We start from the raw sequence: 12230 nt of genomic DNA on the forward strand, positions 1-12230 counted from the left end.
GTGGGAGCGGGTTTACCCGCGAAGAGGGCGGTGAGGTCTGGAGTCATGTCTGTCTCTTACAGATGAATCGACAAACCATCGGCCAACGACTGCCGATAGGCGCGCCAGGCTGGCACGCTGCCCATCAGCAGCGCCGCGCCGAGGATGATGGCCAGCAACGTCCACTCATGGGCGCTCGGCCAGGCCAGTGGCAGGTATAGCCCATAGTTGGCCTGTACATAGCCTTGGGCCAGGGCGATGCCCGCGTACAGCAACCCCAGGCCGGTGGCGATGCCCGCCAGTGCCAGGGCCAGCGCCTCGAGCACCAGCAGCCCGGCGATGTGCCAGGGACGGGCGCCCACCGAACGCAGGATGGCCATTTCCCGGCGGCGTTCGTTGAGGCTGGTGAGAATGGCCGTGAGCATGCCGATCAGGCCGGTGAGCACGACGAACAGCGACACCACGAACAAGGCCTGCTCCGCCGTGCCCATCAGGCTCCACAGCTCCTGCAGGGCCACGCCGGGCAGGATCGCCAGCAGCGGTTCGGCGCGGTACTCGTTGATCTCGCGCTGCAGGCTGAACGTGGCGATCTTGCTGTTGAGCCCGAGCATGAAGGCGGTGATGGCGGCAGGCTGCAGGTCCATGGTGCGGGCCTGCTCGGCACTGATGCGCCCGGCGCCACGGGCCGGCACGCCGTTGTGCCAGTCGATATGGATCGCCTCCATGCCGGCCAGGCTGATGTGCAGGGTGCGGTCCACCGGGGTGCCGGTGCGCTCGAGCACGCCGACCACGGTGAACGGCTTGTCGTCATGCTTGACCAGGCTGATGGCAGCTACGCCATGCGCCAGCACCAGCTTGTCGCCGAGCTTGTAGTGCAGCGCCTCGGCCACTTCGGCGCCGAGCACTACCTCGAACGGATCGTCGGCGAACGCCCGGCCCTGGTCGAGTGCCAGGTGCTGGCGGCGGCCGAACTGGTAATGGCTGAAGTAGTCGGTAGTGGTGCCCATCACCCGGTAGCCACGGTGCGAGTCGCCCAGGGAGATGGGGATGGCCCATTTCACCCGCGGGTCGCTGGCGTAGTGCTGGTAGCTGTCCCAGCGGATGTTGTTGGTGGCGTTGCCGATGCGGAACACCGAGTACAGCAGCAGGTTCACCGACCCCGAGCGGGCGCCGACGATCAGGTCGGTGCCGCTGATGGTGCTGGCGAAGCTGGCGCGGGCCTCGGTGCGCACCCGCTCGACGGCCAGCAGCAGGCACACCGACAGGGCGATGGCGAACGCGGTGAGCAGGGCGGTGAAACGGCGGTTGGCCAGGCTGGCCAGGGCAAGGCGAAGCAGGTACATCAGGCCTCCCGGGGCTTGGCGGCGCGGTTGAGCTCGGCCAGGGACAGGTGCCGGTCGAACAGCGGCGCCAGGCTCTGGTCATGGCTGACGAACAGCAGGCTGGCGCCGGCGTCGCGGCACTCGTCGAACAGCAGGCGGATGAAGGCCTCGCGGGTATCGGCGTCGAGGGCCGAGGTGGGCTCGTCGGCGATCACCAGCTCGGGCTGACCGATCAGCGCCCGTGCCGCGGCAACCCGCTGCTGCTGGCCGATCGACAGGCTGTCGGCGCGGCGGGCGAGCAGGGTCGGGTCGTCCAGGCCCAGGTGGGCGAGCAGTTGGGCAGCGGCCTGGTCGATGCTGCCATGGCGCTGGGCGGCGCGGGCCGCGCGGCTTTTCGAGAAGCGGCAGGGCAGCTCGACATTCTCCCGCACCGACAGGAACGGAAGCAGGTTGAACTGCTGGAAAATGTAGCCGGTGTGATCGACCCGGAAACGGTCGCGCGCGCCCTGGCCCATGGCCGCGAGGTCCTGGCCAAGCAGGCGGATGCTGCCTTGCCCGGGGCGGTTGACGCCGCCCAGCAGGCCGAGCAGGGTGGTCTTGCCGCTGCCGCTGGGGCCCTTGAGGAACAGCGCCTCGCCGGGCTCCAGGCGAAATGCAGGGATTTCCAGCAGCGGCGCCTGGCCGGGCCAGGCGAACACCAGGTCATGCAGTTCGATCAGCGGCTGGTTCATTCAGAACGCGACCACGGCCTTGGCGGGGGTGGCCTCGATGCCTTTCTGGCCGTTGGGGCCGATCAGTTGCACGTTGATCTTCTGGGTCTGCGGGAAGGTCTTGAACAGCGGGCCGAGATCGATCTGGGTGAGTTTGCCCGGGGTGGCGCAGGTCAGCTGATAGTGGGCGTTGACGTCGGCGTGGGCGTGACCGTGCTCATGGCTGTCGCCATCCTCGTCGGTTTGGGCGGCGTCACCGAACAGCGGGCTTTCCAGCTCCTGGGCGTCTTCCTTGCAACCGGCGGCCGGGGCAACGCCAAACAGTTTCAGGGGCTGTTCGAGCTGTTGGCGGGCAGCGGTGACCTTGGCCTTGTCGGCATCGCTGCTGGCCACGTGCTCGAAGCCGACGATGTTCATCGCCGGGCTGTCCAGTTCCAGTTCGAGGGTGTTGCCGTCGAGCACTGCGTTGAGCTTGGCCACGCCATGCTCGTGGGCACCTAGGGTGCCATGGGCGTGGTCATGATCGTGGTCGTCGTGGGCTTGGGCCACGGCCAGGGGCAGCAGGGCGAAGGGCAGGGCGAGCAACAGACGACGCATGGACGGCTCCACAGGCGGCTTGGGAAAGATTTTGTGATGTTATAACAATTGTTGTTTGCCCCGCCAGCCTGCCTGGCACAGGTTTCATGTTCGTGGGAGCATGGCGGCATCGAGACTGGAGGCAGGGTACCTATCGTGAGAATTCGTGGACAGATCGGTGAATGGCCGGTGGACCTGACCGTCGAACTGGCGCCGGAAGAGTGGGCGCAGCTGGGACGTCGGCTGGAAGTGCCGGCAGCTGTCGAGACTCAGCCGGTCAGCGGCAGCCCGGCGCCTCGGCAGGATGACGGGCAGTGGGTGGCGGCGCGTGACGTGCTGCGCCAGGCGGGGCAGATGAGCGGGCCGGAGTTGCTGGAGCGCCTGGAAGGGCTGGCCGGGAGCATGGCGGCGGGCAAGCGGCTGCTGGTGCGCTTGCGCCACAGCAGTGAGGTGAAGGTGGAAAGCGGCGTGGACGCGCCGGTGTATCGCTGGGTGGGCTGAGCGATACATCCCGGGGCAAGCCAGTTCTCCTGGAACTAAATATGAATTGTTGATTTGACTGGATCAGCGTGGGAGCGGGCTTGCCCCGCGATTGGGTAGTGGCACCGGCTTCGCCGGTGATCGCGGGGCAAGCCCGCTCCCACGGGTTTGCCTTGCCGTGGCGTCAGAACAGCGCAGCGGACAGCTTGCGGCGATACACACTGACCAGCGGGTGAGCGTTGCCCAGCAGTTCGAACACCTGCAGCAGCGCCTTCTGCGGCAAGCCGTTCTCGTAGGCGCGGTTGCGCTGGAACAGCTTCAGCAGCCCATCCAACGCGGCCTCGTACTGCTGGCGCGCCAACTGCTGGATGCACAGCTGGTAGGCCGCCTCGTCGTCCTGTGGGTTCTGCGCCAGGCGGCTCTTCAGCTCGGCGGCTTCCGGCAGGCTGGCGGCCTGGCGCAGGAAGGTCAGCTGGGCCTTGGCGCCGGCCAGGGCGGCCTTGTGCTCGTCGGTCTTGACCGCGTCGAGCACCACCTGGGCCTCGCCCAGCTCGCCGCGCTCGGCCAGGCAGCGGGCATACAGGATCAGCGCCTCGGCATTGCTGTTGTCTTCACCCAGCAGCACCTGCAGCAGCGCCTCGGCTTCGCTGAAACGGCTTTCGGCGAACAGCGCCTTGGCCTGCTCCAGCGGCGCGGCGGCGGGCGGCGCGGGCATCTGCACATGGGGTTCTAGCATGGCGCGGATGGCCGACTCGGGCTGGGCGCCGGCGAAACCGTCGACCGGCTGGCCGTCCTTGAACAGCACCACGGTCGGCAGGCTGCGGATGCCGAACTGGGCGACGACCTGCTGCTCGATGTCGCAGTTGATCTTGGCCAGCAGCAGTTCGCCCTGATAACCCTCGGTAATCTTCGCCAGCAGCGGCATCAGCGCCTTGCATGGCGCGCACCACTCGGCCCAGAAGTCGACCAGCACCGGCTTGTGGAAGGAGTTCTCGATGACCAGTTGCTGGAAGTTGGCATCGGTGGCATCGAAGATGTACGGCACATCTTTGTTATCAGAAGCTTGGCTCATCGCAACTCTCGCAAATCCGTGAATACCCTCACTATAAGGGCTCGCGGCTGGCATGGTACAGGCTGACCCGGCGGAATTCGTGCGGCTCGGCCAGATCCGGCAGGGTCAGCGCCTCGAGCACGCCGAGCGGGCGGTACAGCGGGTGGCTGAAGTCGCGCACCCGCGAGTCGGCCACCAGCGCCTGGCGACCACGGCTGAGGAACTCGTCCAGCAGCGGCAGGTTGGCGCGGTCGTAGAGCACATCGGCGACCAGGATCAGGTCGAAGCGGTCGGCCTCGGCGAAGAAATCGCTGCTGTAGCTCAGCGTCACGCCGTTCAGCGCGGCGTTGGCGCGACAGGCGTCCAGGGCCAGCGGATCAAGGTCGCAGGCCACCACCTCCAGCGCGCCGGCCCGGGCTGCGGCGATCCCGGCGATGCCGGAGCCTGCGCCGAAATCCAGCACGCGCTTGCCGCGCACCCACTGCGGGTGCTCGGCCAGGTAGCACGCCATGGCCAGGCCGCTGGCCCAGCAGAAGCTCCAGTAAGGTGGCTCCTCGAGAATGCGCCGGGTTTCCTCGCGGGTGAATTCGCGATCCATGTTCTGGTCGTCGATCAACCAGAGCTTCAGGTCGCACCCGGGCAGCTCGCTGACGATCAGGCGCGCTTCGCCGATCAGGCCGCTCAGGGCCTGTTGCAGGATTGCCGGGGCCATCTAGGGTGCCTTTTCGAAACGCAGCGGGCCGGTGGCCTGGGTCTGGGCCTGGGCAATGCGCACCGGCGGCAGGTGCAGGATCAGCTGGCCGGAGCGGCTGGCGCGGCCGCGCAGTTCGACCCGGGCACCGGCGGGGAAGGCTTCGGGGTTGAAGCGCAGGCGGTAGGGCAGGGCCTGGCCGGTGCCGCTCAGGGTGCTGCTGGCCAGCAGTTGCTGTGGCCGGCCACGCTCGTCGATCACCAGCAGGGCCAGCTCCACGTCGGCGCCCGCCGGGATGTCCAGCAGGGTGCCGCTCAGCTCGCGCTGGTAGGCCGGCAGCGGGCCCAGGGGTTCGGTTTTCTTCGCCACCTTGGCCGGCACCGGGGCCGGGGCCTGTTCCGGCTTGGGGCGGTCGCTGCCGCAGGCGGCGAGCAGGGCGGCGCAACACAGCACGACGAGCGCTCGAGGGTGCATGGGGTAGTCCTTCACGGGCAGATTTGCATGGATGGTAAACCCTTTGGCTTGTCTTGCCAGTGCAATGCGCTACCATGGCCCTCCCTTTTTTTGTTGCCTGCCACCATGCACTGTCCGTTTTGCGGTGCCAACGACACCAAGGTCATCGACTCGCGTCTGGTCGCCGAGGGCGAACAGGTGCGTCGCCGGCGCGAATGCGTCGCCTGCGGCGAGCGCTTCACTACTTTTGAAACCGCCGAGCTGGTCCTGCCCCGGCTGATCAAGCAGGACGGCACGCGCCAGCCCTTCGACGAAGACAAGCTGCGTGCCGGCATGCAGCGCGCGCTGGAAAAGCGCCCGGTCAGCGTCGAGCGCCTGGAAGCGGCGCTGGCGCACATCAAGAGCCGCCTGCGCGCCACCGGCGAGCGCGAAGTGAAGTCGCTGGTGGTCGGTGAGATGGTGATGGCCGAGCTGCGCAAGCTCGACGAAGTGGCCTACATCCGTTTCGCCTCGGTCTACCGGCGGTTCCAGGACCTCGACGAATTCCGCGAAGAAATCGACCGTCTGGCCCGCGAGCCGGCTAAAGAGTAAGCATGTCCAGCCAAGCCATTCTCGACGCCCACTACATGGCCCGCGCCGTGGAACTGGCCCGCAAGGGCCTGTACAGCACCCACCCCAACCCCCGCGTGGGTTGCGTGATCGTGCGTGACGGCGAGGTGGTCGGCGAAGGCTGGCATGTGCGCGCCGGCGAGCCGCACGCCGAGGTCCATGCCTTGCGCCAGGCCGGCGAGCGCGCCCGCGGCGGCTGCGCCTACGTCACTCTCGAACCCTGCAGCCACCATGGCCGCACGCCGCCGTGCGCCGAGGCGCTGGTCAAGGCCGGGGTGGCGCGGGTGGTGGCGGCCATGCAGGACCCCAATCCGCAAGTGGCCGGCAATGGCCTGCGGCGTTTGCGCGAAGCCGGCATCGAAGTCGCCAGCGGCGTGCTCGAGGCCGAGGCCCGCGCGCTCAACCCGGGGTTTCTCAAGCGCATGGAGCAGGGCCTGCCGTTCGTGCGCGCCAAGCTGGCCATGAGCCTGGACGGCCGCACCGCCATGGCCAGCGGCGAAAGCCAGTGGATCACCGGCCCTGCGGCGCGTGCCGCGGTGCAGCGCCTGCGCGCGCGTTCCAGCGTGGTGCTGACCAGCGCCGAGAGCGTGCTGTTCGACCAGGCCCGCATGACCGTGCGCGGCGAGGAACTGGGCCTGGATGACGCCCTCACCGCCCTGGCCCTGTCGCGTCCGCCGTTGCGCGTGCTGGTCGACGGGCGCCTGCGCCTGCCGCTGGACGCACCGTTCTTCCAGGCCGGCCCGGCGCTGGTGGTGACCGCCGCCGGTGAAGACCCGCGCTACGCGGCCGCCGGCCATGAACTGATCAACCTGCCCGGCAGCGAGGGTCGCGTCGACCTGCCTGCACTGCTGCGCACCCTGGCCGGGCGCGGGGTCAACGAAATCCTGCTGGAGGCCGGCGCCGGCCTGGTCGGCGCCTTCGCCCGCCAGGGCCTGGTCGACGAGTACCAGCTGTTCGTCGCCGGCACCTTCCTCGGCTCCGACGCCCGTCCGTTGCTGGACTGGCCGCTGTCGAGAATGAGCGAGGCGCCGCGACTGAAGATCACCGAAATGCGCGCGGTCGGCGATGACTGGCGAGTCACTGCCATCCCCCTGCCGCCCCCCGGCGTATAATGCCAGGCTTGCCTCGCGCAGCCCGTATCTAGGAGAACACCATGTTCACCGGCATCATCGAATCCATCGGCACCATCCGCAGCCTCACCCCCAAGGGCGGTGACGTGCGCGTCTACGTAGAGACCGGCAAGCTCGACCTGGGCGACGTCAAGTTGGGCGACAGCATCGCGGTCAACGGCGTGTGCCTGACCGCCGTCGAGCTGCCCGGCGACGGCTTCTGGGCCGACGTCAGCGTCGAGACCCTCAAGCGCACCGCCATGGTCGATCTCAAGAGCGGCAGCCGGGTCAACCTGGAAAAGGCCCTGACCCCCACCACCCGCCTGGGCGGCCACCTGGTCAGCGGCCACGTCGACGGCGTCGGCGAGATCGTCTCGCGTGCCGATAGCGCCCGCGCCATCCAGTTCCGCGTGCGCGCGCCCAAGGAGCTGGCCAAGTACATCGCCCACAAGGGCTCGATCACCGTCGACGGCACCAGCCTGACGGTCAACGAAGTCGATGGCGCCGAGTTCGAGCTGACCATCGTCCCGCACACCCTGTCCGAAACCATCATGGCCGACTACCGCGCAGGGCGTCGGGTGAACCTTGAGGTCGACCTGCTGGCCCGTTACCTGGAGCGTCTGCTGCTGGGCGACAAGGCCGCCGAGCCGAGCAAAGGCAGTGGCATCACCGAAAGCTTCCTGGCCGCCAACGGCTTCTTGAAATCCTGATTGAGAAGGGGGTGCCGCGTGGCGCTCAACAGCATCGAAGAACTGGTCGAAGACATCCGCCAGGGCAAAATGGTCATCCTCATGGATGACGAAGACCGCGAGAACGAAGGCGACATCATCATGGCGGCCGAGTGCTGCCTGCCCGAGCACATCAACTTCATGGCCAAGCACGCCCGTGGCCTGATCTGCATGCCGATGACCCGCGAGCGCTGCGAAACGCTCAAGCTGCCGCTGATGGCGCCGCGCAACGGCTCGGGCTTCGGCACCAAGTTCACCGTGTCGATCGAGGCCGCCGAAGGCGTCACCACCGGCATCTCCGCCGCCGACCGCGCCCGCACCGTGCAGGCCGCCGCCGCCAAGGACGCCAAGGCCGAGGACATCGTCAGCCCCGGCCACATCTTCCCGCTGATGGCCCAGCCCGGCGGCACCCTGGCCCGTGCCGGCCACACCGAGGCGGCCTGCGACCTGGCGCGCATGGCCGGCTTCGAGCCAAGCGGCGTGATCTGCGAGGTGATGAACGACGACGGCACCATGTCGCGCCGCGCCGAGCTGGAAGTGTTCGCCGCCGAGCACGGCCTGAAGATCGGCACCATCGCCGACCTGATCCACTACCGCATGATCCACGAGCGCACCGTGCAGCGCGTCTCCGAGCAGCCGATCGAGAGCGAGCTGGGCCAGTTCAACCTGGTCACCTACCGTGACGCGGTGGAGGGCGACGTGCACATGGCCCTGACCCTGGGCAAGATCTGCGCCGAAGAGCCGACCCTGGTGCGTGTGCACAACATGGACCCGCTGCGCGACCTGCTGATGGTCAAGCAGCCGGGCCGCTGGAGCCTGCGCGCGGCCATGAGCGCCGTGGCCGAGGCCGGCAGCGGCGTGGTGCTGCTGCTGGGCCACCCGCTGGACGGCGACGTGCTGCTGGCGCATATCCGCGAGAGCGCGGGCGATGCCCCGGCGAAAGCGCCGACCACCTACAGCACCGTCGGTGCCGGTTCGCAGATCCTGCGCGACCTCGGCGTGCGCAAGATGCGCCTGATGAGTTCGCCGATGAAGTTCAATGCGATATCCGGATTCGATCTGGAAGTTGTAGAATACGTGCCCTCCGAGTGACTTGAGGCGGCCTGATCGCCCATAGACTCGAGTCAAAACCCTCCCGAGGCCGCCACCGCGCGGCCTCGCTCTTGAAGATGAGAACTCCGGAATGACCCTGAAGACCATCGAAGGTACCTTCATCGCCCCCAAAGGTCGCTATGCTTTGGTGGTTGGCCGCTTCAACAGCTTCGTCGTCGAAAGCCTGGTAAGCGGTGCAGTCGATGCCCTGGTACGCCACGGCGTCAGCGAAAGCGACATCACCATCATCCGTGCCCCGGGCGCGTTCGAAATCCCGCTGGTAGCGCAGAAAGTCGCCCAGCAGGGTGCTTATGACGCGATCATCGCCCTGGGCGCAGTGATCCGTGGCGGTACCCCGCACTTCGAATACGTGGCGGGCGAGTGCACCAAGGGCCTGGCCCAGGTGTCCATGGAGTTCGGTGTTCCGGTGGCCTTCGGCGTCCTGACCGTCGACTCCATCGAGCAGGCCATCGAGCGTTCCGGCACCAAGGCCGGCAACAAAGGTGCCGAAGCTGCCCTGTCGGCCCTGGAAATGGTCAGTCTGCTGGCGCAGTTGGAGGCCAAGTGATTAGCGACGAAAGCGATCGTTTCAACCCGCGCGATCCAAAACCTGCGGATGCCGGCAAGCCCTCGAAGAGCGCCAAGCGTCGCGAAGCCCGCAAGCTCGCCACGCAAGCGCTCTACCAGTGGCACATGGCCAAGCACTCGCTGAACGAAGTGGAAGCGCAGTTCCGGGTCGATAACGATTTCTCCGATGTCGACGGCGCCTACTTCCGCGAGATCCTGCACGGGGTCCCGGCGAAGAAGGTCGAGATCGACGAGGCGCTCAAGCCTTGCCTGGATACGCCGCTGGAAGAACTCGACCCGGTCGAGCTGGCCGTGCTGCGCCTGTCCACCTGGGAGTTCATGATGCGCGTCGACGTGCCGTACCGCGTCGTCATCAACGAAGGCGTGGAACTGGCCAAGGTCTTCGGCGCCACCGACGGCCACAAGTTCGTCAACGGCGTGCTGGACAAGCTGGCTCCGCGTCTGCGTGAAGCGGAAGTCAAGGCGAACAAGCGCTGATCGCGGCGCTGACCAGCCATGGGTGAGTTCGAGCTGATCCGTCACTACTTCGCCGCCGCGCCTTGTGCGCAGGGCGGCGAGGGCGTGGCCCTGGGGATCGGCGACGACTGTGCCCTGCTGGACCTGCCCGCCGGCGAGCAGCTGGCGATCTCCACCGACACGCTGGTGGCCGCTGTGCATTTCCCTGCAGTCTGCGACCCGCTGCTGCTGGGCCAGCGTTCGCTCGCCGTGGCGGCCAGCGACCTGGCGGCCATGGGCGCCACGCCCATCGGCTTCACCCTCGCCCTGACCCTGCCCGAATTCGGCCCGGACTGGCTGGCAGCCTTCGCCGACGGCCTCGGCCGCATGGCCCACCGTTGCCGCATGACCTTGATCGGCGGTGACACTACCCGTGGGCCGCTGAGCATCACCGTGACCGTGTTCGGCCGGGTACCGGCAGGCCAGGCCCTGCGCCGCAGCGGCGCGCAGCCGGGCGACCTGCTGTGCGTCGGCGGTTTTTTGGGCAACGCGGCGGGGGCCTTGCCGCTGGTGCTGGGCGAGCGCGGGGCGGCTGCCGAGGTGGCCGACCCGCTGCTGGAGCACTACTGGTCGCCCTTGCCCCAGCTGCAGTTGGGCGAGCGCCTGCGCGGCCTGGCCACGGCAGCACTGGATATCTCCGACGGCCTGCTGGCCGACTGCGGGCATATCGCCAAGGCGTCCGGCGTCGCGCTGGAGGTGAACCTGGCGCAGGTCCCCGTGTCTGCTCCTTTACAGGCTTTCCTGGGGCGCGAGGCGGCAGTGCAGGCGGCGCTCACCGGTGGCGACGACTACGTGCTGGCCTTCACCCTGCCGGAAAGCGCACTGACCTCCCTGGCCCGCGAGGTGCACGTCATCGGGCGTGTGCTGCAAGGGCAGGGCGTGACCCTGCGTGACCCGCAGGGCCAGGACATCACCCCCGTGCAGCGGGGCTATCAACATTTCAGGGAGACACCGTGACCGACCACCCCAACCAGGTGCCTGCGGAGTTCGTTCCGCCTTCGGTCTGGCGCAACCCGTGGCACTTCATCGCCTTCGGCTTCGGCTCCGGCACTTTGCCCAAGGCCCCCGGTACCTGGGGCTCGCTGGTGGCGCTGCCGTTCATCCCGTTGTGGCAGATGCTGCCCGACTGGGGCTACTGGCTGCTGCTGGGCATCAGCATGCTGTTCGGCGTGTGGCTGTGCGGCAAGGTGGCCAACGACTTGCGCGTGCACGATCACGAGGGCATTGTCTGGGACGAGATCGTCGGCATGTGGATCACCCTGTGGCTGGTGCCGGAAGGCTGGCAGTGGCTGCTGGCGGGGTTCCTGATGTTCCGCTTCTTCGACATCCTCAAGCCGTGGCCGATCCGCTGGGTCGATCGCCATGTGCATGGTGGGTTCGGGATCATGCTCGACGATATCCTGGCCGGCGTGTTCGCCTGGCTGGGCATGCAGGTTCTGGTGTGGGCGGTGGCCTGATACAGGGAGCGTTGCGATGGCCTTGAGGAGTGTGTTGCTGGCGTGGGTACTGCTCTGGGCGGCGCCCGGCGTCATGGCGCAGGAGCAGCAGGTGCGCCTGGTCAGCGAGGAGTGGCTCGACTACACCAACGCCGATGGCAGCGGGCTGGCCTGGGACGTGCTGCGCAAGGTGTTCGAGCCGGCCGGCGTCAAGGTCAAGGTACTGAGCGCGCCGTACAGCCGCTCGGTCGGCCTGGTGAAGCGGGGCGAGGCCGATGCCTGGGTCGGCTCCTACAAGGAAGAGAACGACGACAATCTCTATCCGCGCTGGCATTTCGACCTGGACCATATCTATGCCCTGGGTCTGGCCGGGAAGCCGCAGCCGACGCTGGACACCATTGGCCAGTACCGCCTGGCCTGGGTGCGTGGTTACGACTACGCCAGCTATCTGCCCAACGTCCACAATTTCCGCGAGGTTCAGCGCCGCGAAGGCATATTGCCCATGCTCGAGCATGACCGGGTGGATTTCTACATCGATGCGCAGACCGAGGTCGAGTACGTGCTCGGTCAGGCGCCCGAGCCACAGCGTTTTCGCAGCACCCATGTCGCCGAGCTGCCGCTGTACCTGGCCTTCACCCGCAGTGCGCAGGGCGAGGCCTTGCGTGACCTGTTCGACCGGCGCATGGCGCAATTGGTACGCAGCGGTGAGTTGAAGCCGATCTTCGAGCGCTGGAAGCAGCCGTATCCGTTTACCAGCGATAGTCAGCCTCACTGACAACGCAAGGCTGGACATCACCCCTGTGGGAGCGGGTTTACCCGCGAAGGCTGCGGTGAGACAACCAACGCATTCGCGGGTAAACCCGCTCCCACAGGAATCTTGTGAGTCCATAAGCATCGAACTTTTCGATCTT

16 protein-coding genes are annotated in these 12230 nt (G+C 67.4%); 10 read left to right on the forward strand and 6 right to left on the reverse strand.

What is annotated here, in order from left to right; all coding sequences use genetic code 11:
- Positions 1–56: 56 nt before the first annotated feature.
- From VUG52_RS02950 to VUG52_RS02960, 3 genes are read right to left on the reverse strand one after another with little or no spacing between them, the layout of a single operon-like run.
- Positions 57–1322, reverse strand: a complete 1266-nt coding sequence (locus tag VUG52_RS02950) for an ABC transporter permease (protein WP_262952030.1) — start codon at positions 1320–1322, stop codon at positions 57–59.
- Complete coding sequence (locus VUG52_RS02955) at positions 1322–2032, reverse strand: ABC transporter ATP-binding protein (protein WP_050703578.1); 711 nt, start codon at positions 2030–2032, stop codon at positions 1322–1324. The genes VUG52_RS02950 and VUG52_RS02955 overlap by 1 nt, the downstream gene beginning before the upstream one ends.
- Positions 2033–2608 (reverse strand): DUF2796 domain-containing protein, encoded by a 576-nt coding sequence (locus VUG52_RS02960; protein ID WP_050703579.1) that lies wholly within the window; start codon positions 2606–2608, stop codon positions 2033–2035.
- A gap of 135 nt (positions 2609–2743) precedes the next feature.
- Here VUG52_RS02960 and VUG52_RS02965 point away from each other — a divergent pair, with 135 nt between their 5' ends.
- A complete protein-coding gene (locus VUG52_RS02965) occupies positions 2744–3088 on the forward strand; it encodes a hypothetical protein (RefSeq protein WP_050703580.1) in 345 nt (114 codons plus the stop codon).
- Between the two features lie 163 nt (positions 3089–3251).
- Here the strand turns inward: VUG52_RS02965 and trxA are convergent, their stop codons facing one another.
- From trxA to VUG52_RS02980, 3 genes are read right to left on the reverse strand one after another with little or no spacing between them, the layout of a single operon-like run.
- Positions 3252–4139, reverse strand: coding sequence for a thioredoxin (trxA, locus tag VUG52_RS02970; protein ID WP_050703581.1), 888 nt, complete (start codon positions 4137–4139; stop codon positions 3252–3254).
- A 31-nt stretch (positions 4140–4170) separates the two neighbouring features.
- Complete coding sequence (locus VUG52_RS02975) at positions 4171–4830, reverse strand: class I SAM-dependent methyltransferase (protein ID WP_050703582.1); 660 nt, start codon at positions 4828–4830, stop codon at positions 4171–4173.
- Positions 4831–5283 carry a hypothetical protein gene (locus VUG52_RS02980; protein ID WP_050703583.1) on the reverse strand — a complete coding sequence of 151 codons (453 nt, stop codon included), beginning with the start codon at positions 5281–5283 and terminating at the stop codon, positions 4831–4833.
- Positions 5284–5388: 105 nt separating this feature from the next.
- On the opposite strand from VUG52_RS02980, the gene nrdR reads away from it, so the two are divergent.
- The 9 genes from nrdR to VUG52_RS03025 all read left to right on the forward strand — a co-directional run bounded on the left by nrdR (position 5389) and on the right by VUG52_RS03025 (position 12094).
- Positions 5389–5853, forward strand: a complete 465-nt coding sequence (gene nrdR / locus VUG52_RS02985) for a transcriptional regulator NrdR (RefSeq protein WP_009685710.1) — start codon at positions 5389–5391, stop codon at positions 5851–5853.
- A gap of 2 nt (positions 5854–5855) precedes the next feature.
- Positions 5856–6983, forward strand: coding sequence for a bifunctional diaminohydroxyphosphoribosylaminopyrimidine deaminase/5-amino-6-(5-phosphoribosylamino)uracil reductase RibD (gene ribD / locus VUG52_RS02990; RefSeq protein ID WP_050703584.1), 1128 nt, complete (start codon positions 5856–5858; stop codon positions 6981–6983).
- A 41-nt stretch (positions 6984–7024) separates the two neighbouring features.
- Positions 7025–7690: a riboflavin synthase gene (locus VUG52_RS02995; protein ID WP_050703585.1), complete on the forward strand. Its 666-nt coding sequence runs from the start codon at positions 7025–7027 to the stop codon at positions 7688–7690.
- Positions 7691–7708: 18 nt separating this feature from the next.
- Positions 7709–8800 carry a bifunctional 3,4-dihydroxy-2-butanone-4-phosphate synthase/GTP cyclohydrolase II gene (gene ribBA / locus VUG52_RS03000; RefSeq protein ID WP_050703586.1) on the forward strand — a complete coding sequence of 364 codons (1092 nt, stop codon included), beginning with the start codon at positions 7709–7711 and terminating at the stop codon, positions 8798–8800.
- 91 nt (positions 8801–8891) lie between these two features.
- Positions 8892–9368: a 6,7-dimethyl-8-ribityllumazine synthase gene (gene ribH / locus VUG52_RS03005; protein WP_003255395.1), complete on the forward strand. Its 477-nt coding sequence runs from the start codon at positions 8892–8894 to the stop codon at positions 9366–9368.
- Positions 9365–9865 (forward strand): transcription antitermination factor NusB, encoded by a 501-nt coding sequence (nusB, locus tag VUG52_RS03010; protein ID WP_028690278.1) that lies wholly within the window; start codon positions 9365–9367, stop codon positions 9863–9865. The genes ribH and nusB overlap by 4 nt, the downstream gene beginning before the upstream one ends.
- Before the next feature lie 18 nt (positions 9866–9883).
- Entirely contained in the window at positions 9884–10840 is a 957-nt protein-coding gene (thiL, locus tag VUG52_RS03015) for a thiamine-phosphate kinase (protein WP_050703587.1), read from the forward strand.
- The gene (locus VUG52_RS03020) at positions 10837–11340 is read left to right on the forward strand and encodes a phosphatidylglycerophosphatase A family protein (protein ID WP_023632630.1); all 504 of its coding nucleotides are present in this window, start codon (positions 10837–10839) and stop codon (positions 11338–11340) included. Before thiL ends, VUG52_RS03020 begins: the two co-directional genes overlap by 4 nt.
- A gap of 16 nt (positions 11341–11356) precedes the next feature.
- Complete coding sequence (locus VUG52_RS03025; RefSeq protein WP_262974347.1) at positions 11357–12094, forward strand: substrate-binding periplasmic protein; 738 nt, start codon at positions 11357–11359, stop codon at positions 12092–12094.
- The last annotated feature ends 136 nt before the right edge of the window (positions 12095–12230 follow it).

Source organism: Pseudomonas sp. LH21, from assembly GCF_036549575.1.
Taxonomy (GTDB): domain Bacteria; phylum Pseudomonadota; class Gammaproteobacteria; order Pseudomonadales; family Pseudomonadaceae; genus Aquipseudomonas; species Aquipseudomonas peradeniyensis.